This window comes from Streptomyces krungchingensis (assembly GCF_054729265.1).
This window is the reverse complement of sequence record NZ_JBPUKY010000001.1, coordinates 4,587,776-4,611,671: the sequence shown is the minus strand read 5'-3', so window position 1 is coordinate 4,611,671 and position 23,896 is coordinate 4,587,776. Positions and strand designations below refer to the sequence as shown.

14 protein-coding genes are annotated in these 23,896 nt (G+C 73.8%); 2 read left to right on the top strand and 12 right to left on the bottom strand.

Features of this window, described 5'->3' with window-relative positions; all coding sequences use genetic code 11:
* Positions 1-52 precede the first annotated feature (52 nt).
* Both ACSYGO_RS20335 and ACSYGO_RS20330 read right to left on the bottom strand, forming a co-directional pair.
* A complete protein-coding gene (locus ACSYGO_RS20335; protein ID WP_460387204.1) occupies positions 53-1,648 on the bottom strand; it encodes a glycosyltransferase family 2 protein in 1,596 nt (531 codons plus the stop codon).
* Between the two features lie 54 nt (positions 1,649-1,702).
* The gene (locus ACSYGO_RS20330) at positions 1,703-2,905 is read right to left on the bottom strand and encodes a glycosyltransferase 87 family protein (protein WP_460389741.1); all 1,203 of its coding nucleotides are present in this window, start codon (positions 2,903-2,905) and stop codon (positions 1,703-1,705) included.
* Between the two features lie 237 nt (positions 2,906-3,142).
* Between ACSYGO_RS20330 and ACSYGO_RS20325 the strand changes: the two genes are divergently transcribed.
* A complete protein-coding gene (locus tag ACSYGO_RS20325) occupies positions 3,143-4,765 on the top strand; it encodes a glycosyltransferase family 39 protein (RefSeq protein WP_460387203.1) in 1,623 nt (540 codons plus the stop codon).
* 4 nt (positions 4,766-4,769) lie between these two features.
* On the opposite strand, the gene ACSYGO_RS20320 is transcribed toward ACSYGO_RS20325, so the two are convergent.
* Entirely contained in the window at positions 4,770-5,267 is a 498-nt protein-coding gene (locus ACSYGO_RS20320; protein ID WP_460387202.1) for a MarR family winged helix-turn-helix transcriptional regulator, read from the bottom strand.
* 124 nt (positions 5,268-5,391) lie between these two features.
* Here ACSYGO_RS20320 and ACSYGO_RS20315 point away from each other — a divergent pair, with 124 nt between their 5' ends.
* Positions 5,392-5,805: an organic hydroperoxide resistance protein gene (locus ACSYGO_RS20315; RefSeq protein WP_426675425.1), complete on the top strand. Its 414-nt coding sequence runs from the start codon at positions 5,392-5,394 to the stop codon at positions 5,803-5,805.
* Positions 5,806-5,827: 22 nt separating this feature from the next.
* On the opposite strand, the gene ACSYGO_RS20310 is transcribed toward ACSYGO_RS20315, so the two are convergent.
* The 9 genes from ACSYGO_RS20310 to ACSYGO_RS20270 all read right to left on the bottom strand — a co-directional run bounded on the left by ACSYGO_RS20310 (position 5,828) and on the right by ACSYGO_RS20270 (position 23,466).
* The gene (locus ACSYGO_RS20310; RefSeq protein WP_460387201.1) at positions 5,828-7,432 is read right to left on the bottom strand and encodes a hypothetical protein; all 1,605 of its coding nucleotides are present in this window, start codon (positions 7,430-7,432) and stop codon (positions 5,828-5,830) included.
* Positions 7,433-7,591: 159 nt separating this feature from the next.
* The gene (locus ACSYGO_RS20305; RefSeq protein WP_460387200.1) at positions 7,592-8,875 is read right to left on the bottom strand and encodes a hypothetical protein; all 1,284 of its coding nucleotides are present in this window, start codon (positions 8,873-8,875) and stop codon (positions 7,592-7,594) included.
* A complete protein-coding gene (locus ACSYGO_RS20300) occupies positions 8,872-11,085 on the bottom strand; it encodes a bifunctional glycosyltransferase/CDP-glycerol:glycerophosphate glycerophosphotransferase (protein WP_432172215.1) in 2,214 nt (737 codons plus the stop codon). Before ACSYGO_RS20300 ends, ACSYGO_RS20305 begins: the two co-directional genes overlap by 4 nt.
* A 1-nt stretch (position 11,086) precedes the next feature.
* Entirely contained in the window at positions 11,087-13,255 is a 2,169-nt protein-coding gene (locus tag ACSYGO_RS20295) for a bifunctional glycosyltransferase/CDP-glycerol:glycerophosphate glycerophosphotransferase (protein ID WP_460387199.1), read from the bottom strand.
* A gap of 122 nt (positions 13,256-13,377) precedes the next feature.
* Positions 13,378-15,645: a bifunctional glycosyltransferase/CDP-glycerol:glycerophosphate glycerophosphotransferase gene (locus ACSYGO_RS20290; RefSeq protein ID WP_460387198.1), complete on the bottom strand. Its 2,268-nt coding sequence runs from the start codon at positions 15,643-15,645 to the stop codon at positions 13,378-13,380.
* A gap of 151 nt (positions 15,646-15,796) precedes the next feature.
* Positions 15,797-16,705 (bottom strand): carbohydrate ABC transporter permease, encoded by a 909-nt coding sequence (locus ACSYGO_RS20285; RefSeq protein ID WP_426675431.1) that lies wholly within the window; start codon positions 16,703-16,705, stop codon positions 15,797-15,799.
* Positions 16,702-17,982, bottom strand: coding sequence for a carbohydrate ABC transporter permease (locus ACSYGO_RS20280; RefSeq protein WP_426675432.1), 1,281 nt, complete (start codon positions 17,980-17,982; stop codon positions 16,702-16,704). The genes ACSYGO_RS20285 and ACSYGO_RS20280 overlap by 4 nt, the downstream gene beginning before the upstream one ends.
* 70 nt (positions 17,983-18,052) lie before the next feature.
* A complete protein-coding gene (locus tag ACSYGO_RS20275; RefSeq protein ID WP_460387197.1) occupies positions 18,053-19,420 on the bottom strand; it encodes an ABC transporter substrate-binding protein in 1,368 nt (455 codons plus the stop codon).
* 263 nt (positions 19,421-19,683) lie between these two features.
* Positions 19,684-23,466 carry an FHA domain-containing protein gene (locus tag ACSYGO_RS20270; RefSeq protein WP_460387196.1) on the bottom strand — a complete coding sequence of 1,261 codons (3,783 nt, stop codon included), beginning with the start codon at positions 23,464-23,466 and terminating at the stop codon, positions 19,684-19,686.
* Between the last annotated feature and the right edge of the window lie 430 nt (positions 23,467-23,896).

The window sequence follows — 23,896 nt, the reverse complement described above, 5'->3', positions numbered from 1 at the left end:
GGCCGTCCCCTCGTCAGTGAGCCCGGTGCTGCACGGGTCGTTCGGTCGCGTATCAGTGAAGCAGGCGGCGGAGGCGGCGACGCACCACTTCGGTCATTCCTCTCCATCCGGGCGCTGTGCGCAGTGCCAGCGCGCCGGAGTGCGTGCGGTACGGCTGCACCAGCAGTACGCCGTGACGGGCGTCCGGGACGGCGCGGCGGCGCAGCAGACCGCGCCCGGCGACCGCGTGCGCCGTGACGTCCCGGACGGAGCCGTCGCGGAACCGGAGCCTCAGCCGCAGGTCCCAGGTGCCCGCGCCGAACGCCGACAGGTCCACCGGCGCCTCGGCCGACCACAGGCCGCCGTACCGGTCGGGCCGCAGAAGGACCTGGCGGCGCAGACCCACCCGACCGTCGTCCCGGTGCACGAACTCCACGTCCATCGAGGCCGGACCGGCCTCGGCCAGGCGCCCGTACAGCTCGTGCAGGCGCAGCCGCAGTCGGGTGCCACGCGCGCGTGGCCGCAGTTCCGCGTCCACGGCGGCGGGCAGCAGATGGGCGGGGCGCACCAGGAAGTGGTCCAGCGTGATCCGGGGCAGTTCGTCCGACCAGACGGGCGTGCCGTCGCCGGCGCGGGCGTACGGCGGGAGAAGCCGGGCCGGACGGGCCGCCAGTTCCGTGAGACGGGGCAGGTCGCGGGGGGCGGGGGAGGCCAGCACGACCCGGGCGACCAGGCGGCCCGGGGCGGTCGGGTTGACCGTGAGGTCGGCCGCGTCGAAGGCCGCCAGGTACGCGCGCGTGAGGTCCCACCACGCGCGGCGGTACTCGGGGGTGCGCAGCTCCAGCTCGCGCGTGTACATCCGCAGTTCGTGGTCGAGGAACTTGGCGTGCACGGCCCGTGCCAGCCCCTTCTCGCCCGCGCCGAGGAGGATCTCGTGGGCGGCCCGGTTCGCCTCGGTCCGAGCCCGCCAGTTGCCGATGTCCGCGCGGTCGAGGGAGATGGACAGGCGGTCGGCGTCGCGCCGTACGTGCCAGACGTAGACCGTGTCGGGGACGAGGGCGATGCGCGGTCCCGCGGCCAGGACGCGCGCGCCGAACACGAAGTCCTCGTAACGGAAGCGGCCCTCGGGGAAGCGGATGCCGTGCTCGCGCAGGAAATCGGTGCGGTAGAGCTTGTTGACGCAGAGCGTGTCGTGCACCAGGCGGGCGCGCCGCGCGGGGTGGGCGACGAGGGCGGGCCTCGCGTAGAGGGCGCGCTCCCAGGGGGTCTCGCGGCCCGAGGGCAGTTCGCGCCGTACGCACAGGCCGGCCGCGACCTCGGTGTGCTGTCCGTCCGCCGCCGAGAGCAGCGCGTCCACCGCGCCGGGCGGCAGCACGTCGTCGCTGTCCAGGAACATCACGTACGGGGCGGTCGCGGCGTCGATCCCGTCGTTGCGCGGGGTGCCGCAGCCGCCGCTGTTGGCCGTACGGCGGATCACCCTCAGGCGTGGCTCGTCCGCGGCGAGGCCTTCGAGCAGGGCCCCGCTGCCGTCCGTCGAGCAGTCGTCCACGGCGAGCACCTCGTGGACGGCCGGGCCCTGCGCGAGCGCGGAGCACACCGCGTCCGTGACGTGGGCGGCGTCGTTGTACCCGATGACGATCACGCTGACCTGCGGCTGCTGAGGTTTCATGGGATCCAGGGCCCGAATCGTAGGGGTTTCGGGCAATTATCCGTTAAGGGGTGCTCAGTGTCCTGCGCGGAAGGGCACGGTAGTTCCGCCGGCGGCACGCGCGTGCCGGTCGGAGGCCGCCGGGTCCGGCAGGGCCGCCACGGGGCCGGTCCGCCACAGCCGCACCAGTGAGAGGCCCGCCGCGGTCGCCAGCAGGCCGTTGCGCACGACCATCAGCGCGCAGCCCGTCCAGGTGCTGTGGACCACCTCGCCGTACAGGGCCGGATAGATCACCGAGCTGACCGCCGTGGCGGCCACCAGCAGGGCCACCACCGGTCGTTGCGTGGTGTGCCGCGAGGTCAGGCACACGGCCGACAGGCCCAGCAGCCACACCATGTACTGGGGGCTGATCACCCGGCTCGTCACCGTGAACAGCAGCACGGCGGCGAGCGCCGCGTCGTACGGTGTCGCCGTCGTCCAGTGCCGCGCCCGCACCCGCCACAGCAGCAGGAGCCCGAACGCGACGACGGTGAGGGCCAGCGAGACCGCGGCGACCTGGGCGACGTAGGGGCCCACGAACTCCATCGCGCCGTACCGGTAGCGCGCCCTGCCCGGCCATCCGGCGCGGCGCGCCAGGCCCAGGGCCGTTCCGCCGAGCGACTCGATCTGCACGCCCCGGCCGCCCTGCTGGCGCAGGAAGTCGAAGGAGTTGCGGAAGAGGGCGGCGAGGAGGGCGAGCAGCGCGACCGCGGCGACCGCCGCCGACGTCCACGCCTCCCGGGTGGTGCGGCCGCGCGGTGTGCCGATCAGCGCCAGCGCGGGCCAGACCTTCACCAGGGCGCCCAGTGCGGCGAACGCGCCGCACGCGCGCGTGGAGCGGGTCAGCGTCAGCAGCGAGAGGACGCCGAAGGCGGTGACCTGGACGTCGTACCGGGCCAGCGGCAGATGCAGGAGGAGCGGGAGGGCCAGCACCCACAGGGCGGCGCCGCGCAGGCTGCGGCCGGGCCGGAGTCCCGCGCGCGTGAGCGCCCATGTGATCACCGCGTCCGTCGCGAGCGTGAGCGTCACGAAGGCCGTGAAGTACGTCAGCGCCGGCAGCAGGGCGGGTGCGAGCAGCACCGGGCCGGCGCCCGGCGGGTACTGCCACAGGTGGTCGCCGGCCGGGAACGCGCCCTGTTTCAGGACGCCGTACCAGCCGAAGTACAGGTGGCGCACCTCGCGCGAGACTCCGCTCCGGCCGAGCAGCGCGAGGTGGTCGTGCGCGAGCAGCCACACCATCAGGGCGCGGGTCGCCAGCCAGGCGGCGGCGACGGCCCATGGGCGGTGCCCGCGCGGGCTGTTCCCCCGGTCCGGCGGGCTCTGTCCGTCCGGTGCGCTCTTCAGGTACCGGGGGCTCTTCCTGGGGCTCTTCAAGGTGCTCATCAAGCCCGGATCGTAAGCCGCGTGAAAGCCTCAGCAGAGTTGATACGCCGTCAATACCCTGCATAGGTTGGTTAATAGTAAAAAATTGGGCGCATGGTCTGTGCGTGGCTGAGGCGTGTCGGAGGCGGACGTCCGGAAGCGGTGGCCGTCCTGCTGCCCGTGCTCGTCATGACCGCGGTCGGACTCTGGGGGCTCGACCGCGGCGGGATGTGGCGCGACGAGGCGGTGACCTTCCAGGTCGCGCGGCGCTCGGTGCCGCAGATCTGGCACCTGCTGCACACCGTCGACGCGGTGCACGGCCTGTACTACCTCCTCATGCACCCCGTCCTCGCCGCACACCCCGGCGAGTTCGCCCTGCGTCTGCCTTCCGTCGCCGGTGCGGCGGCGGCCGCGGGGGGCGTCGCCGCGCTCGGCGTGCGGCTGTGCCGCCCGCGCGTCGGCCTGTGGGCGGGACTGCTGTACGCCGTCACGCCGATGGCCGGGCACTACGCCCAGGAGGGCCGGTCGTACGCGCTCGTCGCGGCCGGGGCGGCGGGGGCGACCCTGCTGCTGGTCCGGGCGGCACGGACCTTGCGGGCGGGCGGCTGGTGGGCGGCGTACGGCGGGACGGTGGCCGTCACCTGCCTGCTGCACGAGCTGGCGGCGCTCGTACTGCTGGCGCACGCGGGCACGCTGGCGCTGGCCCGGGTGCCGGCGCGGGTGTGGTCGCGGTGGGCGTGCGCGGCCGGGGCCGCGACGCTGGCGCTGGCGCCGCTCGTCCTCGTCTCGCGGGGGCAGTCCGCGCAGGTCGCCTGGCTGGCGCCGCCCGGTCCGGGGAGCGTGGGGCGTCTGCTCGGGGCGTTCACGGGCCCGGCGCTGCCGATGGCCGTCCCGTACCTGCTCCTCGTCGCCCTCGCCGTGCGGCCGTCACGGCTCCGGTACGGCGGGCTCTCGCTCGCCGCGGTGGCCCTGCCCCTGACCGTGGTCCCGCCGGCCGTGCTGATGACGGTCTCGCGCGCCTGGCCGCTCTACGACGAGCGGTACGTGCTCTACGCCCTCGCCGGGGCGCCGCTGCTGGCCGCGGCCGGGGCGGAACGCGCGGCGACGCTGATCGCCGGGGCGAGGCCGCGCGCCCGCGCGAGGGGTCGTGTCGACGCCGGGCTCAGGCCCTTGTCCGCGGCGAGGGGCGCGCGGCTCCTGGCCGGGGTGCGGCGGCGCGCGCGTCCCCGGCCCGCCGGTGCCACCGCCGTCACGCTGACCGGTGTGCTGACCGTCGCCCTCGCCTTCGCCGCCCAACTGCCCCTGATGCGCCGGGACCGCACGCCCGAGCATCACGGCGCCGACAATCTCGCCGCCGTCTCCGCCGCCGCCCGGCGCGCGTTGCGCCCGGGGGACCCGGTCCTGTACCTGCCGTCGATCGTGCGGCGCTCGGCGCTGGCGTACCCGCGCGGGTTCCGCGGGGTGCGCGACGTCGCCCTGAGGGTGCCGGGCCCGGTGTCCGGGACGCTGTACGGACAGGAGGCGGGACCGGAGGAGCTGCGCCGCCGGCTGGGCCGGCTCGACCGGGTGTGGTTGGTGGCCGAGCCCTTCGCGCTGAGCCCGTCCTGGTACCCGCGCAGCGCGACCGAGCGGGTCAAGCTCGCCGTGGTCGAGGAGGGGTTCGCGCCCCGGGAGCAGGTGGTGCGGGAGGGCGTGACACTGCGGCTGTACGTGCGCAGGACCCCGCCGGCCGGCTGACGGCTCAGTCGCAGCCCGGGGTCTCCTCCAGCGCCGCGCTGTCCAGGGCCGCGGTCAGCCGGTCCAGGCGGGCCCGCAGTTCACGGATCTCCTCCAGGCCGGCGCCGGTCGCCGCGGCGATCCGGCGCGGCACCACCCGGGCGCGCTCGCGCAGCGCGGCGCCCTCCTCGGTGAGGTGGACATGCACGGAGCGCTCGTCGCGGGCGCTGCGCTCGCGCCGTACGAGACCGGCCGTCTCCAGGCGCTTGAGGAGCGGCGACAGTGTCCCGGAGTCCAGCCGCAGGTGTTCGCCGAGCTTCTTCACGGGCTGCTCGCCGTGCTCCCACAGCACCAGCATCACCAGGTACTGGGGATAGGTGAGGCCGAGGTCCTTCAGGAGGACGCGGTAGACCCCGCCGAAGGCGCGCGAGGCGGCGTTCAGGGAGAAGCAGATCTGCTCGTCGAGGCGGAGGAAGGCGTCGGCGGACGTGTTCTCGGGGCTCGGGGCGGGCGTGGCGGTCATGGGTCAAGGATAGCCCTGGCGAGCCATTGAGTTGTGTGCAATTGAATTGCGTGCTCTAATAGTGCTCGCAAGGCGGCCGGACCGGCCGCCCCGGCAAGCCCCCGACTTGAGAGAGATGGTCTCCATGGACGCGCTCTACACCGCTGTCGCCACCGCCACCCACGGCCGTGAGGGCCGCGCCGTCAGCTCCGACGGCAAGCTGGACATCCAGCTGGCCCCGCCGGTGGAGCTGGGCGGCAACGGGCAGGGCACCAACCCGGAGCAGCTGTTCGCCGCCGGCTACGCCGCCTGCTTCGCCAGCGCCCTCGGCCTCGTCGGCCGTGCGGCGAAGGTCGACGTCAGCGAGGCCGCGGTGACCGGTGAGGTCGGCATCGGCAAGCAGGGCGAGGGCTTCGGTCTGAAGGTGACGCTCCGCGTCGAGCTGCCCGACACCGTGGACGAGGCCACCGGCCGCAAGCTGGTCGAGCAGGCCCACCAGGTCTGCCCCTACTCCAACGCCACCCGCGGCAACATCGAGGTGAACCTCGTCGTCGAGTAGTCGCCCGGCCGGGCGCGACGGTTCAGGGCCCCACCCGGGCCAGCACCTCGCCCGTCTCCCGGCTCCACGCCACCACCGTCGCCTCCTCGGGAACCTTCCGCCAGCGCGTCAGCAGCAGCCAGCGGACGTGGTACCGGCGGGCGACGGCGGTGCGTTCGGCCCGGGTCGACGCCGGGTCGAGATAGGAACGGACCGCCGCGAGCCGCCGCAGCCGCTCGCCCTCGTCCAGGGCGGGGTCGGGCCAGGCGGGCGCGGCGAGGTCCGGTCCGTAGCCCGAGATCAGGTGGACGGCGTAGTACCCGTCGGTGATGACCGCCTCGCCGGGCTCGATGTGCCGCGCCGCCCAGGCGTACGTCGGCCACCGCGGCGGCTGGTCGAAACCGACCGGGTCGAGCGCGGACGGCACGACCGCGCCGGCCTGCACGGTCAGGAAACCGGCGCACGCCCCCGCCGCGGCCACCAGGCCGAGGCGGCGCCGCCACCGGGGCCACGGCCGCGGGGCGGCCAGCTCCACCCCGAGCGCGAACTGGAGCGGCACCAGCGTCAGCCCGAGGATCCTGCCGTACGTGTAGTGCCCGCCGGCCCAGCCGTACGCCACCGCCAGGCACTCCAGCGCGAACATCAGCACCAGCGGGTCACGCCACCGCTGCCCCGCGTCCCGCTTCGCCCGTCGCGCCCGCAGCCACAGTGCGGGAACCCCGGTCAGCGCGAGCCAGAAGTGCCCGGGCATCCCGTCGTAGAGCCGTTCGTGCATCGCGTCCACGCTGCGGTCGCCAGCCAGCGCGAAGACGTCGAAGTACGGCCAGCAGGCGGCGACCAGCAGGGCCGCCGCACCGGCCAGCAGCCAGCGGCCCGCGACCGCCGCCGTGCTCCGCGCCGCCGGTCCGGCGCCGGTCCCGCGCCACCATCCCGCCACGAACGCGACCGCGCCGAGCACGGCCGCGATCGACGTGATCGGGTGCACGAGCACGATCAGCCCGTACAGGGCGCCGACCCCCGCGTATCCGGAGGCGCTGCCGAGTCCGCTCGGTCCGACGTAGCGGACGGGGCCGCCGGTCCCCCCGGCGCGCGCGCCCGTCAGCGCCCAGGCCCAGAAGGCCAGTCCGATGGCGAACGTCGACGGGTAGCCCAGGTTGCCCGTCATCGACATCAGCCCGAGATAGCCGCTCCACCAGGCCCGTTCGGTGCCCCACAGCAGCACCATCGCGCCCAGCCCCAGCACCGGCGCCCACGGACGGGGCGTCAGGACGCGGACGAACCGGCCGATGCCCGTCAGCAGCACGAGCAGGTTGAAGGGCCCCGACAGCCGTACCACCGCCCAGCCGCCCAGCCCGGTCAGCCGGGCGAAGGCCCCCTGCGCCACGGCGTACGGCGAGTAGTACGGGCTGCCCGCGCCGGGCAGGTCCGCCATCGGGTGCCGAGGGCTGAGCAGGTGCGCCCTGAGGCGTTCGACGACGGCCGCGTGCTGGCCGGCGTCGCAGCACAGCGGCACGCGCCAGTACGCCAGCGTCATCACCAGGAAGAACAGACCGCCGAACAGCTGGTACGGGGTGGGCCTCCAGGGGGATCCGCCGCGCAGCGCGGTCGCGCCGTGCGCGACCCGCCGGACGAGGACGCCGGCGCTCACCGGAGCCGCCCCGCCGGTGCCGGGACCCGTCCGGGGAGCGGGCGGGGCCGGGTGCGGGTCCGCGGGCGGACGCAGGCGCGAGAAGGCGGGCGGACCAGGGCGGGTTGCGGCATTTGCCGTATATTCCCGCGAAGGTCAACGCGCTAGCCGGGTGTCACCTCATCGAGCGACCTCGGTGTCCCTGCGCAGCGGTCCCGGCACGGTGGCGCCCGCCGCCCGCAGCCGCGGCCGTACGGCCTCCTCCAGGAGCAGCGGCAGTCCCACCACCGGCAGCAGCCACACCAGCACGATCAGCCGGTCGCCCCAGATGTTGATGTCGGGGTGCCCGGCCTGGTTGAGGACGCCGGTGAACGCCGCCGCCAGCAGGAGGACGCCGAAGGCGGGACGCCGGCGCAGCACGCCCCACGCGGCGGCCGCCAGGGCCGCCGGCAGCAGCGGCTCCCACAACTGGCGGCGCAGCCACTCCAGCCAGAAGTTGAGCTGCAGATGGAAGAACTCCGGCCACACCCGGACACGGTCGGGACGCGCGAAGTGGTTCGTCAGCAGATCCTGGAGGCTCTCGGTCTCGGACGGGTAGTGCAGCACCCTCGCCAGCAGGACCGTGGCCGCCGCCCCGCACCCGCCGACCACCGCGAGCGTCCGCAGCGGGCCCGACCACCGCCGCCGGCGCAGACAGAGCAGCGCGCACCCGCCCGCGAGACACAGGCCGAGGAACAGCGCGTGCGAGTGCTTCACCGTGAACAGCAGCGCCAGAGCCGCCCCGACGAGCCAGGACCCGGCCCGCGCCCGGCCCTCCAGCACCAGCGCGCAGCCCCACAGGGCGGCGAGGGTCAGCGTCAGCAGCAGCCCCTCCGTCATCGGGCGCATGGCCGTCGTGCCGCACGGAAGGACGTAGAACAGGGCCTGCCCGGTCAGCGCCGTCACGGTGGAGGCGCGCAGACTGCGCAGCACGAGGAAGGCGAGGACGCCCCCGGCGACCGTGATGACGACGGCCGACGCCCACAGCCCCCACGTCACCCCCAGCACCGTGATGAACGGCACCAGCAGCACCGGATAGCCCGGCCGCACCTCGAAGATCCGCATGAACCTCGGCGGCATGAACGGCACGGTGTGCCCGGCCGTCTCCCCGGCCGCCAGCCGCTTCGACACCCCCCGCCACTGGTCGCGCCGGCACTCCTCCAGCACCCGCGCGTCGGGGCTCGCGGCGTGGAAGCGGATCACGTCCACGTCGTGGTTGCGGTGCGCGATCGCCACCTTGCCCGCACAGGCGTAGTCGATCGTGGCGGCCGCCACGTCGTGCTTGTTCTCGCCGCGCAGACTCAACGCGTACGAGAGGTAGTTCTTGGTGTCGGGGGTGTCCCGGCCGGTGACGTTGGCGAGCTGGAGCAGTGCGAACACGGCGGCCAGGACGAGCACCCAGAACCGGGGCGAGCGCGGCTTCACGAGGCGGTGACGGCGTCGTGCGCCGCCTGCGCGGGCACCGTGACGACCGAGGCCGGCTCCCCGGGCCGCTCGCCGAGCATCAGCGTGCGCACCACCCGCTCGGCGGCCCGCCCGTCGTCGAACTCGCAGAACCGCGCCCGGAATCCGGCCCGCAGCCGTGCCGACTCCTCGTCCCGCCACGCCTGGGAGGCGAACAGCCGTGCCAGTTCCCGGTAGGAGCCCGCCACATGGCCGGGCGCGTCGGCGGTGATGTCGAAGTACGCGCCCCGGCTCGCCGCGTAGGCGCCCCAGTCGTCCGCGTACACGACGATCGGCCGGTCCAGGTTGGCGTAGTCGAACATGAGGGCCGAGTAGTCCGTGATCAGGACGTCGGAGGCGAGCATCAGGTCCTCGACGTGCGGCTCGTCGGTCGCGTCGACGACGACACCGCGCCGGTGCAGCTCCGACAGACCCATCCCGCGTGCCGGGCCGTCCGCGAGCGACGGATGCAGCCGTACGACGAGCGTGCTGCCCTCGCCGAGGTCGTCGGCGAAGCGGGCCAGGTCGAGCCGGTCCGCGTGGCCGCCCCGGACGTAGTCGCGGCGCGTCGGCGCGTACAGCACCACCCGCCGGCCGTCCGGGATGCCGAGCCGGGCGCGGACCGCGGCAGCCGCCGTGCCGTCCCCGGACCGGGCGCGCACCAGGACGTCGTTGCGCGGACTGCCGGTGCGCAGCGAGGCGAAGTGGCAGGGGTAGGCGCGGTCCCAGACCAGTTCGGAGTGGCGGTTGGCGACCAGGCTGTAGTCCCAGCGGTCGGCGCGGCGCAGCATCTGCGGCACGTCGATGCCGTGCCGGGCGCCCGGCTTGTCGAGGAGATCGGCCGCCATGTGCTTGAGCGGGGTGCCCTGGTGGGTGTGGATGTGGACGCTGCCGGGGCGCTTGACCAGCGTGCCGGGCCAGTTGACGTTGTTGACGAAGTACGTGGCCCGCGCGGTGATCCGGCGGTAACGCAGCGAGTCGAGCAGTACATGCTCGACGTCCGGAGGCAGCAGCGCCGCCTGCTGTTCGTCGCGCACCACCCACACCCCCCGGATGTGCGGGGCGAGTTCACGTGCCGCGCGGTACACGGCGGCCGGGTCGCCGAGCACGCCCCGGTGCGAGAACGCCGAGTACACCGCCAGATGCGGGTCCAGCGGCCGGTGCTCGTGGACGGCCGACCAGCTCCGCCCGGCCCGCGTCGCGGCCGCCCTGCGCGCCTGTGCGCCCCGACGCCCGAGTTCACGGACCGCCCGGCCCGCCTCCCGCCGGGCCCGGTAGCGCGTGTAGCCGCCTTCCAGGACGCGCAGTTCGGCGGGTACGGGACCGCTCCGGAAGGTGCGCAAGAGTGCCGCCGTCAGCCGGAAGAACTCCCGTTTGTCGGCCTCCGGGAGCCGGTCCGGCTTGGAGAGGATGTCGAGACAGTGCTCGCCCATCTTGCGGTGCAGGTAGGGGCGCCAGCCGGCGAGCTCGGGACGGGCGTCGACGAACGCGAAGACCCGCTGGTACTGGTCGTGGATGTCGAAGTGCTTGCGGCTCGTGGTGGACAGGATGTTGCCCTGGCGGCGCTGGCGGTAGGCCAGACAGATCCGGTCCAGCGTGGCGATCCGTCCCGCGCTGAGCATCACCGGGAACGTCCACGGTGTGTCCTCGTAGTAGCCGGGCGGGAAGGCGAAGCCCTCGCGCTCGACGAACTCCCGCCGGTAGACCTTGTTCCACACCACCATCAGCAGGTCGAGGATCTCGGGCTGCTCGGCGGCGGTGAAGGTGCCTTCCGTCGTGAGCAGCCGGGCGAGCACGTTCCTGCGGGTGCCTCCCCACCAGTAGGTGCGGGCGTAGTCGAAGACCAGCACGTCCGGGTCGGCGGTCTCGTCGAGACGGTCGGCGATGGCGCGCAGCGCGCCCGGCGTGAGCGTGTCGTCGCTGTCCAGGAAGAACAGGAAGTCGCCGGTGGCGTGCGGCATCCCGGCGTTCCTGGCCCGGCCGAGCCCCACGTTCTCGGGCAGGTGCAGCACCCGGACGCGCGGGTCGAGGGCCGCGTACTCGTCGAGGATGGCGCCGCAGCCGTCCGGCGAGCAGTCGTCGACCGCGACGACCTCCAGGTCGGTGTACGACTGCTCCAGGACCGAGTCGAGGCACTCGCGCAGAAAGCCCTGCACCTTGAAGACGGGGACGATGATGCTGAAGCGGGGCACGTCAGCTCCTAACCAGGGTCGCGGCGGGGGCCGGGATGCGCTCGGCGAGTGGCACGACGGGCGGGATCGCCTCCGGCGACTCGCCCAGCAGCACTCTGCGGACCACCCGTTCGGCGGCCCTTCCGTCGTCGAACTGGCAGAAGCGCTCACGGAACCGGGCCCGCAGGGCTGTCGAGACCGCGTCCGACCAGACGCCGTCACCGAAGACCCGGGCCAGCTCCCCGGGAGTGCGCGCCACTGGCCCCGGGGGCGTCCGGAGCAGGTCGAAGTAGACGCCCCGCGTCTCCCGGTAGACCTCCCAGTCGTCCGCGTACACGACGATCGGCCGGTCGAGGTTGGCGTAGTCGAACATGATCGACGAGTAGTCCGTGATCAGCGCGTCGGCGGCCAGACAGACGTCCTCCGAGGACCGGTGCCCGGTCACGTCGATGATCCGGCCGCTGCCGCGCGCGGTGCCCGCGTCGTAGAAGTAGTGGGCGCGCAGCAGGACGACGAACTCGTCGCCGAGCTGCTCGCAGAAGGCCTCCAGGTCGAGGCGCGACTCGAAGCCGGTGCTGTAGTCGCGGTGGGTGGGCGCGTACAGCAGGGCCGTCGCGCCCTCCGGGACGCCGAGGGACCGGCGCACCCGGGCCACGTCCTCGGCGGTCGCCGTGTAGTAGACGTCGTTGCGCGGATAGCCGTACTCCAGCGCCTCGTACGTGCCCGGGAAGGCCCGCTCCCACATCTGCGTGGAGTGACGGTTGGAGGAGAGGTTGTAGTCCCAGCGGTCCACCCGGTTCAGCAGCTTGGTGAAGCTGCCGGTCGCCGCGGCCACCACCGGGTACGTCGACTGGTCGACCCCCATCTTCTTCAGCGGCGTCCCGTGCTGGGTCTGCACGTGCACGCTGCCGGGCCGCTTGACGACGGCGTCCGCGAAGTTGGCGTTGTTCACCAGGTACTTGGCGCGGGCCAGCACCTCCCAGGAGCGGTGGCTGCCGATCACCGCGTGGTCGACGCCGGGCGGCAGCGCGTCCACCGCGTCGGGCTCGACGAGGAACACCGAGCGGATGTGCGGGGCGAGTTCGCGGGCTTTGGCGTGGATCGCGGCCGGGTTGCAGGCGTAGCCGCGGCCCCAGTACGCGCAGTACACGGCGAGGTTCTCGTCGAGCGGGCGGCGCAGTTGCGCCGCGTAGCGGACGCGGGTGCGCAGGCCGCGCGGTCGCGGCAGCCCCTGCATCGCCCTCGCCGCCCCCCGGTTGGCGCCCCGCAGCGCCCGGAACGCCCCGTAGGCGCCGGCCGCGAGCAGCCGGTGCTGCACCCCGAGACTGCCCTCGGGCGGCTGGAAGCCGTCCGGGCGGTGACGCCGGTAGAGCCGGCCGGCGCGGCGGAAGAAGGCCCGGCGGCGGCGCGCGGGCACCCGTGCCGGATGGGCCGCCGACTTCAGCACCAGGGCGAACAGCCCGCCGAACAGTGCCTGCGCCACGGCCGCGGGCACCGCCGCGGTCCGGGCGGAGGCACGGGTGAGCACCAGCTCCACTTGGTCGAGGAGATCGAGCTGGTGCTCACCCGGCGCGTTGACGCGGCTGCCCTGGCGCCGCAGATGATGCCGCACGCACACCGAGCGCAGGACCGCCGTCCGCCCGCCCGCCAGGGCCAGCAGGCCGCCCCAGCCGGCGTCCGTGAAGTGCCCGTCGGGAAAGGCGAGGTCCTGCTCCTCGACGAAGGCCCGCCGGTAGGCCGCGCTCCACGCCGGGACGTGCACACCGATGACGTGCGGGCCCTTGTCGAGCGGCGGGACGCTCGACTCGCCCTCCCACCAGTGCACCCGCTCGTGCGCGAAGCAGAGGACGTCCGCGTCGCCGTCGTCGCGCAGCCCGGCGTCCAGGACCGCCAGCGCGCCCGGCACCAGGACGTCGTCGCCGTCGAGGAAGAGCAGATACGTGCCGGTCGCGACCGCCATCCCGGCGTTGCGTGCCGCGCCCAGCCCGCCCGACGGCGGCGAGTGGACCGGTGAGACCCGGCCGTCCCGCGCGGCGTAGGAGGCGGCGACCTCGCCCGCCGGGGACCGGGGCGCGTCGCAGACCGGGATCAGCTCGACGTCGCCGAAGGACTGGGTGAGGACCGAGTCCAGGGCCTGGGACAGGCGCCCGGCGACTCCATGGGTGGGCACGATGACGCTGAAGCGGGGCATTCTGCTCTTTCTCTCAGGGGCGCCGGGATCGGTTCTCAACGCCCGGGGCGTCCGGTGGGCCGCCACGTGGTGGGTCGCGTCGGGGTGGGTCGCGACGGGCTGGAGGGCACGTGGCCTCCGATTCAGAGGTTCTCGGTGACGGGGACGGGACCACCCGGTGCGGGGACGGTCGTGAGGGCGGCCGTCGGACGGGCGGCCGTCGCCGAGGGGACCGGGTGGCGGTCGGCGACCGGGACGAACGGCGGCAGACCGGCGCTCTCGCCGAGCACCACACGGCGCACCACGCGTTCGGCGGCCAGACCGTCGTCGTAGGGACAGAACCGGTCACGGAACGCGGCCCGCAGCTGTGCCGAGCGCGAGCCGCGCCAGTGACCGGAGGCGAAGATGTCGATCAGTTCGTCCTCGCTGCGCGCGACCGCGCCCGGCGGGAAGGCGCGCAGGTCGAAGTAGGTGCCGCGGGAGGCCTCGTACGTCTCCCAGTCGTCGGCGTGCACGACGATCGGCCGGTCGAGGCCCGCGTAGTCGAACATCAGGGACGAGTAGTCGGTGACCAGGGCGTCCGAGGCGAGGCACAGCGCTTCGACGCTCGGATGGTCCGAGACGTCGATGAGCCGTCCGCCGGCCGCCTGGGCGAGCGGCGCGTCGTACGAGTGGTGGGCGCGGGTCAGCACCACGAAGCGCGGGCCGAGCCGGCGCAGGACGCGTTCCAGGTCCAGGGTGCGGCGCTGGGTGCGCCGGTAGTCCCGGTACGTCGGCGCGTACAGCACGGCGACCGTGCCCTGCGGGATGCCGAGCGACTCGCGCAGCCTCGACACGTCCGCCGAAGTGGCCTGCTGGAACACGTCGTTGCGGGGCATGCCGTACTCCAGTGTCGTGAAGGAGGACGGGAAGACGCGTTCCCACACCAGCGTGGAATGGCGGTTGGCGGACAGGCAGTAGTCCCACTTGTCGGCGCTGCGCAGCAGCTCGGCGAAGTCGGTGCCGCGCGCCGCCGCCGGGCGGTCCTGGAGATCGAGGCCCATGTGCTTGAGCGGGGTGCCGTGCTGCGTCTGGATCATGATCTGGCCGCGCCGCTTGACCAGCCTCCGGTCGAAGTTGACGTTGTTCACCAGGTACTTGGAGCGGGCGAGCGCCGTCCAGTACGCGGCCGTGCCGGGCCGCAGACGGCGGGTCGCGGCCGGGATCGTGTGGTGGTGCTCGGGGTGCGCGATCCACGCGGTGGTGATGTGCGGGGCGTGGCTGCGGAACGCGGCCTCCAGGGCGCCCGGGTTGCAGCCGTGGCCGCGTCCCCAGTAGCTGGAGAAGACGGCGCGGTCGGAGCGCAGCGGAAGACGGAGCTGGACGCGGTAGTGCAGCTGGAGCGCGGCCCCCCGCACGGCGCGCAGCAGGGCGGCGCAGCGGCGCAGGACCAGACGGCGCGAGCGTGACGCCAGGGACAGCAGGCGGTAGGTGCGGTGGGCGCCCAGGCCGACCAGGGTGTGCCGCAGCCGGGTGCGTGGGCGGACGGGGGCGCCCGGGGCGCGGTAACGGCGGTAGTGGCCACGGGCCTTGCGCAGGAACTCGGCCCGCGAACCGCGCGGCAGCCGGCCCCGCTTGAGGAACACCGTCGAGAAGTGGTCGGCCATGCGGCGGAACAGGACCGGGCGCCAGTGCGCCAGTTCGGGGCGGGCGTCGATGTGCGCGAAGACCCGGTCGTACTGGCCGAAGATGTCGAAGTGCTTGCGGCTGCTGGTGCCGAGGATGCTGCCGTGCCGCCGCTGCCGGTAGTGGACGCAGACCCGGTCGAGCGTGGCGATCGACTCGGCGGACATGAGCACCGGATACGTCCAGGGCGTGTCCTCGTAGTAGCCGGGAGGGAAGGTGAAGCCCTCCCGCTCGACGAACTCCCGGCGGTACGCCTTGTTCCACACCACCATCAGGACCCGCAGCAGTCCCGGCCGGTCGTCGAGCCGGAACGGCGCCGGGCCCTCCTCGGTCAGCTGCCCCGCGAACTGGTTGCGGACGGCCTCGCCGTTCCAGTACGTGCGCGCGTAGTCGTAGACCAGGACGTCCGGTTCGGCGGTCTCCTTCAGCCGGTCGGCGATGGCGCGCAGCGCGTCCGGGGTGAGCGTGTCGTCGCTGTCCAGGAAGATCAGGTAGTCGCCGGTGGCGTGCTCCAGGGCGGCGTTGCGGGCGCGTCCCAGACCCACGTTCTCGGGCAGGTGCAGGGCCTGCACGCGGGGGTCGCGGGCCGCGAACTCGTCGATGATCGCGCCGCAGGCATCCGGTGAGCAGTCGTCCACGGCGATGAGCTCGAGGTCCGGGTAGGACTGTCCGAGCACTGATTCCAGGCACTCGTGCAGGTACGCCTGAACCTTGTACGCGGGGACGATGACACTGAACCTGGGCACGGGACATCCATGGGTCGGCGCGGGCATACCTGCCCGGGAACGGCCGAAGGGGTGACTTGGTTACGCCAGATGTGGCATACGGGGGATGCCGGGTGAACGCCGAGGGGCGGGCCGGTGTCCGGCCCGCCCCTCAACTGCTCTTTTCGGTGTCCTACTTGACGGCGCCCGCCATCACACCGGACACGAACTGACGCTGGAACGCGAAGAACACGGCCAGCGGGACGATCATCGAGATGAACGCGCCGGGGGCCAGGACGTCGATGTTGTTGCCGAACTGGCGTACCTGGGTCTGCAGCGCGACCGTGATCGGCTGGCTGCCCGAGTCGGAGAACACCAGCGCGACCAGCATGTCGTTCCACACCCACAGGAACTGGAAGATCCCCAGCGAGGCGATCGCCGGACCGCCGAGGGGCATCACGACCCGTACGAACAGGCGCAGTTCACCCGCGCCGTCCAGCCGGGCCGCCTCCAGGAGCTCCCGCGGGATCTCCGCGAAGAAGTTCCGCAGCAGGAACACCGCGAAGGGCAGACCGAAGCCCACATGGAACAGGACCACCCCGATCACGGACCCGAAGATGCCGACCTTGCCGAAGAGTTCGGCGATCGGGATCAGCGCCACCTGCACGGGCACCACCAGCAGGCCGACCACGCCGAGGAACCACCAGTCGCGGCCCGGGAACTCCATCCAGGCGAAGGCGTAGCCCGCGAGCGCGCCGATCACCACGACGAGGAGGGTCGCCGGCACCGTGATCAGCACCGTGTTCACCAGCGAGTCGGTGATGTCGCCGTTCTCCAGGAGCTTCTGGTAGCTGTCCACGGTGAGCTGCGACGGCTCGGTGAAGACCTTCCACCAGCCGCTCGCGCTCATGTCCTGCGGATCGCGCAGCGAGGACAGCAGCAGCCCGATCGTCGGCACCAGCCAGAACAGTCCGACCAGGATCAGGAACACCCGCAGCAGTCCGCCGCTGACCCCCTCGGCGAGCCGGGCGCCCAGCGACCTCTTCGCGCCGCTCTCCGCGGCGGGAGCCGTCTTCGTGAGACTTCCGGTGTGCGCCGTCATCGCCGCACCTCCCGCCTGAGCCGCCTGACGTTGAACAGCATCACCGGGATCACGAGCAGCAGCAGGAACACCGCGATGGCGCTCGCGACGCCCGGCTGGTCCTCGGAGAAGCCCTTGCGGTAAAGCTCCAGGGCCAGCACGTCGGCGTCGTCCTGGGACGAGCCCGGCGCGATGATGAAGACCAGGTCGAAGACCTTCAGCACATTGATCATCAGGGTCACGGTGACCACCGCGAGCACCGGTGCGAGGAGCGGCACGGTGACCCTGCGGAACACCTGCCACTCGTTCGCGCCGTCCACCCGCGCCGCCTCCAGGAGTTCGCGCGGCACACCCGCGAGCCCCGCCGCGATCAGCACCATCGCGAAGCCCGCCCACATCCACACGTACGAGCCGATGATGGCCGGTGTGACGAGCGACGGGCCGAGCCAGTCCAGCCCGTTGTACGGTTCGCGGAAGTTGTCCGCCGGGAGGCGGAGCAGCGCGCCGTCGGCCTTGTCCGAGAGGGTGAAGGTGCCGTCGTCGCGGACCTTCGCCGAGTCCACGACCTTGCCGTCCTTGACGGCTTCGATCTTCATGCCCGGGTAACCGAGCTCGCTCGCGTCGACCTGGCCGAGCCGGCCCACGCCCTTGCCACGGGTGAAGTCCTGCCAGGCCGTGCCGGTGACCTTGCCGGGCTCGGAACTCGCCTGCGCGGCCTTCTTGGCGTTGCCGGGCATCTGGTCGGGAGCGACACCGACGAGCGGGAGGGCGACCGGCTGCCCGGCCCGGACGGGCTGCCTCGTGATGAACCCGCCCCCGTCGGGCCGGAGCGGCGACTGCCGTCCCGGATGGGCCTTCGGGAAGGCCGACGACTCGGCGAAGGTGTCGTGCACACCCACCCACACCGCGTTCGCGACGCCCTTCTCCGGGTCCTGGTCGTAGACCAGCCGGAAGATGATGCCCGCGGCGAGCATCGAGATCGCCATCGGCATGAAGACGACCAGCTTGAACGCCGTTCCCCAGCGCACCCGTTCGGTGAGCACCGCGAAGATCAGACCGAGCGCGGTCGCGACCGTCGGGGCGAACACCACCCAGATGATGTTGTTCTTCAGGGCGGCGCGGATGCCGTCGTCGGTGAACAGGGACTTGTAGTTGTCGATCCCGGCGAAGCCGTCACCGGACTGGTCGTAGAAGCTGCGGACGACCGAGTACCCGATCGGGTAGACCACGAGCGCGCCGAGCAGCACCAGCGCGGGCAGCAGGAAGAGCACCACCACCGTTCTGCGGGTGCCGGTCACGCTCTTGTGCCGCGGTGCCGCGGGAGGGGCCCCGGAGGCCCCTCCCGCCGTAGCCGACGTCATCGCCGGATCAGCCCTTGTACGCCGCGGTCGCGTCCGCCTCCAGTTTCGCCTGCGTCCCCGCCACGTTCTTCGGGTTCTTCAGGAAGTCCTGCAGGGCCTTCCACTCGCCCTTGCCGGGTGTGCCGCCGAAGGCCTGTGGGGCCTGGTCGGACATGTCGAAACGGAAGTCGTCCCCGGCGGCGATCAGGGCCTCGGCCATCTTCTGCTGCACCGCGTTCGGGTACGCGGACGGTGCGACGCCCTTGTTGGGGGAGAGGTAGCCGCCGAGCTTCGCCTGGACGGTCGCCGCGTCCGGGGAGGCCAGGAAGGTGGCCAGTGCCTGCGCGGCCTTGGAGTCCTTGAGGATGACGGCCGCGTCACCGCCACTGACGACGGGCGCCTTGTCGCCGACCGCCGGGAACGGGAACACCTTGGCGTCCGTGCCCACCTTCGCCTTGGTCTCCGCGATGTTGACCTGCGCGAAGTCGCCCTCGAAGACCATGCCCGCCTTCGGCTGGTCGCCGCCGGTGAAGGTCTGCGTCACCGAGGCCGGGAACTCGGTCTGGAGCGCGCCGTCCGGGCCGCCCGCGATGTAGTCCTTGTTGCCCCACAGTTCGGCCAGTGTGGTCAGCGCGTCCTTCACGGACGGGTCCGTCCACTTGATCTTGTGCTGGGCGAGCTGGTCGTACTTCTCCGGTCCGGCCTGCGAGAGATAGACGTTCTCGAACCAGTCGGTGAGGGTCCAGCCGTCGGCGCCGCCGACGGAGACGGGGGTGACGCCGGAGTCGTACACGGTCCGGGCCGTGGCGAGGAATTCCTTCCACGTCTTCGGCTCGCCGGCGCCCGCGTTCTCGAAGACCTTGTTGTTGTACCAGACCAGGGACTTGTTGGCCGCCTTGTAGTAGACGCCGTACTGCTTGCCGTCGACCTTGCCGAGGTCCTGCCAGCCCTGCGAGTAGTTCTTCGCGAGCTGGGCCTGGGCCTCGCTGCCGACGGGCTTGGCCCACTTCTTCTCGACCGCCTGCTTGATGGCACCGACCTGGGGGAGCAGCGCGACGTCCGGCGGAGCACCACCCGCGATCTTCGAACCGAGGAAGTTGATGATCGGGTCCTGCGCGGGTACGAAGGTGACCTTGGCGCCCGTGCGCTTCTCGAACTCCGCCAGCACCTTCTTGAAGTTGGCCTGTTCGGAGCCGGTCCACACGGCGGCGACCTCCAGGCTGGCCCCGTCGAGCTGGGGAAGGGAGACGGAGCCGCTGCCGCCGCTCTCCTTCCCGCCGCTGTCCTTGTCCTTGTCCTTGTCGCCGCCGCCGCACGCGGTGAGGATGAGGGTGCCCGCGATGACGGCGGCCGCGGCGGCCTGAGCGGCCCTGGGTGTACGAAGATTGCTGCGCATCACTGCCCCGTTCTTCGAGCCTCGTCGAACGTCTGAGCGCTGTCCCGTGCGATCTGGTCTACGCCCGGTGGCTTGAAAGCTGCAAGGGCGCCTGCGCTGTCAAGAGAGCGATCGTGATTGGGTCGTGACGTGCTCCCACCCGTACGGCGGGTGCGCGCGGACGCGTCCCTCGGACGGGCGGTGGTCCGCAAGCGGAATGCCCGGGCACCGGAGGGCGGGGCGAGAGCCGCCACGCTCACCCCCTTCCCGTGCCCGACCGGTGGCTAGAGCAGCGACGGCACCTCGGCCGCGGAGACCGAGCGCGCCGCACGCTCCAACGCGCTGGCGAGCAGGGCCAGGTCCGTCGGGCCGTTGCCGAGTTCGCGGACGGGGCGACGGGCCGGAGGGTCGCCCATGCGCTGCCACTCCAGGGGGACGACCGTGGGTCGCAGGGTGGCCGTCCGGGGGATGCGCCCGGTGACCCGGCCGCCCTGGAACGGTGTCTCCCTTCCGTCCGGGCGGTGCAGGCTGCCCCGGCCGGGTGCCGGCTCCTCGGGCCCCGGCGACGGCGTGTCGAGGATGATGCGCAACGCGGCGGAGCGAGCCAACTCCGACGCCTCCGTACGGCTGTTGGTGCCGGACGCCGCCACGAGGTGCACGCCGAGCCGCTCGCCCTCACGGGCGACCGCCTCCAGGGCCCGTATGACCGAACCGGCCGCGGGACGGCCCGGCGACCCCAGCGCGGGGGCCAGCAGGGCGTCCAGGTCGTCGACCACCACGACGAGCCGGGCCAGCGGCGGTCCCGGCTCGGTGCGCTCCCGCGCGGCGGCCGGCCGCAGCCGCAGCGTCGAGCTCGGCGGTGCGTCGAGATCGGCGGCCCCGGGCGCGGTACCGGAGGGTGCGCCGCCCGTCGCGCCACCGGAGGTGACGGCGGGCGACGACGGGGCCGAGCGCTGGGCGACGATGCGGCCCGGCACCCGGCGCCGGGTGTGCCACTCCGTGAAGTCGACCCGTCCGAGCAGCTCGGCCCGCCGCTTCAGCTCGGCGCTGAGGGACTGGGCGAACTCCCGCATCCGCACCGGGTCGTTGGCGGTGAGGTGGGTCGTGACGTGCGGGAGGTCCGTGCACGCCTGGAGACCTTCGCCGGCCTGGGCCTGGTGTCCCGCGCCGTGACCGCCCGTGGCGTCCCGGCCGTCCATCAGCACGATCCCGAGCCGGTCGGGCCGCTCCGCGGCGGCGAGCGACGCGACGACGGAGCGCAGCAGCTCCGTACGGCCGCTGCCCGCGGGGCCCTCGATCAGCAGGTGCGGTCCCTCGACGGCGAGGTCCACGGCGACCGGCCCGCGCGGGCCGGCGCCGAGGACGGCGCGGGCCCGCCCGCCGAGCGCCCCGGTGTCGTCCGCCGCGTCCGCCCAACGCGTCATCAGCGATGCGGGGGTGGCCCGCGCCAGCCCCAACTCGTCGAGCAGCCGGGCCGATTGCGGCAGCGGGGCCGACACCCGCGCCTGCCGGTCGGACTGCGTGCCGTCCGTGCGCAGGGGCGCGAGCGCCCGCGCGAACCGCTCGGCCCAGGCGACCGACACGGCGTCGACCGCGGCGACCGTGCCGTGGCCCACGGGGCCGCGCGGCAGCTGTCCGGTGCCACCGGGGGAGACCCGGCCGCCCCGGAGCGGACCGGTGTCGTCCGCTGACCGGTACGAGTCCGCGCGCGTGCCGCCGTACGCACCGGGCACGCCGTGATCGGATCCGCCGTGCGCGGCCCCTTCGAGCCCGGAGGCGCCGTACGCGGAGCCGGCGTGCGTGACGTCGGCCGGACGGCCGCCGCCGTGCGAGCGGTGCGCCGCGTCGTCCCCGCGTCCGCCCCGGCCGGTCTCGCGGCCCTCGCCGCGCGCCGCACCCGGGGTGCCGTCCGGCCGCTGCCCGGCCGGACCGCCCGGCGCGACCCGCAGCAGGCGCAGCGCCGTGGCCACGTCGCCGCTGAGCAGGGCGACCGCGCCGCACTCGCGGAACGCGGGCGACACCTGGCACGCCGCCTCGTACGTCTCCGTCACCGGCGACGCGGGTGATGCCGCGGCCGTCTCGGCGAGGCACACCACGTGGATCCCGGCCCGCGCACCCTCGTGCGCCAGCCGCGCCACGGCCTCCCGCACGTCCGCGCCGCCGGGGTCGCCGTCCACCACGAGCACGGTGTACGGCCCGTCGAAGCGGTCGTCGTCCGCGTCGTCGTCCCGCGCCCAGGAGGGCCGCCGCGCCGCTCCGCGCACGCCGCCGTCCTCCGCGGCCGGGCGGCCCGCCCGGTCGTCCGGTGCGGTCCGGGCGCCCGTGGTGCCGTCGCCGCCCGCGTACGGACGGCCTCGCGGTGCCCGGTCCGCCTCCGCCAGCTGCTCGTCCAGGCGGCGCAGGAGCTCGTCCGTGCGGGCCGTGGCCTGCTCGCGGTCGTAGGCGAGGAGGAGACGGCAGTCCTGGCCGTGCGCCGGGCGCAGGTGGGGGAGCCAGCCGAGCCAGGACCACTCGGCGGCGCGCTCCCGCGCCGTGCGGGAGCGGTCCGTGCTGATCAGGACGATCTCCAGGGTGTCCGGCGAGTGCAGCGCGGCGAGCTGCGCGAGGACCGCGCGGGCCAGACCCGCCAGGCGCGCCCGCGGCCCGGCCAGGCCCAGCGAACCGACCTCCCGCAGACCGGCGGTCACCGGCACCGCGGGCAGCAGGCCCGAACCGTCCGATGCCGTCCGGTCCGCCGTGCCCAGCCGCACCGTGAGCGCCTCCGGGTGCGCGGGGCCGCGCTCCCACAGCCGGGACCCCGGCCCCAGCGCGGTGAGCAGCAGGGTCGCGGGGTCGGGCCAGCTCTCCGGGGACCGGGGTGCGGCGGGCAGTGGTTCCCGCGCCGCGGCGTCCCCTTCCTCGTACAGGTCCTGTCCCGCCGCGGCCGGGCCGGGCCGGCCGCCGGCCAGCCGTCGGGCCCACGCGCCGATGCCGCCCCGCCTGCGCATGCCCGCCGGTACGTCCGTGCCGCGCATCGGGGTGCCCTTGCGGGTGCCGGAAGCCTCGTCCGCACCGGCCGGGTCCGGTGCCCCCGCCGGCTGCGGTGCGGACGCCGGAGCGCCGTCCGGTCCGGTGCCGCGGGGCCTGCTCTCGATGCCGGGCGCCCCGCCCTGTTCCGGGACACCCGCCGGTACGCCGCGGCGGTGCTCCTGGGCCCCCAGGACGCCGCCGCCCGCGGAGCCCCACTCGGCCGCTCCGTACGCGTGATGCGTGTGCGGGGTGTCACCGCCGGCGGGGGCGCTTCCGTCGCCGGCGCGCCCGTCCGGGCTGCCCTCCACGCGAGTGTGCGGCACGGCGGTGGTCGGGTCCGGCCGCGGGGCGGTGACCCCGTCGGCGTCGGCCCCGGCCGCCGTCACCCGCACATGGCCCTCCCCGTCCGGAGCCGTCCGCAGGGCCCCGGGTCCCCCGGGCGGCGCAAGCCGCAGGGCGGACTCCCCGACGCGCAGCAGCGAGCCCGGCGCGAAGCGGACGGGGCGGGTGCCGACGGGGCCGCCGTCCAGCGAGGTGCCGTTCGTCGAGCCGAGGTCGGAGACCGAGACACGGCCCTCGGGGGTGACGGTGACCGCGCAGTGCAGCCGGGAGACGTCGGGGTCGTCCAGGGGGACGTCCGCGTCGGCGGAGCGGCCGATGTGGACCTGGCCGCCGTGCAGCAGATGGACGCCGCCCGCGTCGGGGCCCGCGACCACATGGAGCTGGGGGGCGACGTCGTCCACCTCGGGGCCCGGTTCCGCGGGCGCGCCCAGGGACAGCACCGCGCCGTCCGTCAGCGGGGGCTCGCCGAGCGTGCAGCGCTGCGCGTCGAGCCGCTCGGCGCCCGCGTACAGCACGACCGGACCGCCCCCGAGGTCCCGTCCCCGCTCGGCCGGGGCGCCGCCCGCGTCCCCGCCGACCGCCGAGGCCAGCCCCGACGCGACCGCTGCCAGCGCCGTCCCGGCGGGCGCGGTCACCAGCACATCGCAGGCCGCGGCTCGCCCCCGTGGCTCCGAGGGCGGGCCCAGCGGGTCTACGACGGTCAGCCGGATCTGCATCGCCGTCCGGGGTCCCTTCCGCGCAGGTGTCCGCGACGAGGACGAGGCTGCGCTGCGGTCCCCCACCGCAGAATTCCCCCACCGCACACGGGCACGTCGGCCAGTACTGAGGGCATCCTCGCACCTGCCACCGACAACACGCCCGCCCCCCACCCGTAAGTGATCTTGATTGGTCGGCTCTGCCCGCAAAAGTGCCTGACCAGTGCCCGACCGGTGTCCGCTTGAGATCGGTCACGTCCGGAGTCCGGCAACCAAGTGACCGGACCGAGCGTCTTTCCATCGAACATGTACGGGAACGCGTACGTAAGCGCTTATGCGAGGCACAGGTGCGCGTGGAACCCATGAGAAGCACACGAGGACGACAGCCCGGTGCCACGTACGGCGGCACTAGAGTGGGTCGGAACACCTTTACCACGGTGATCACGGTGGA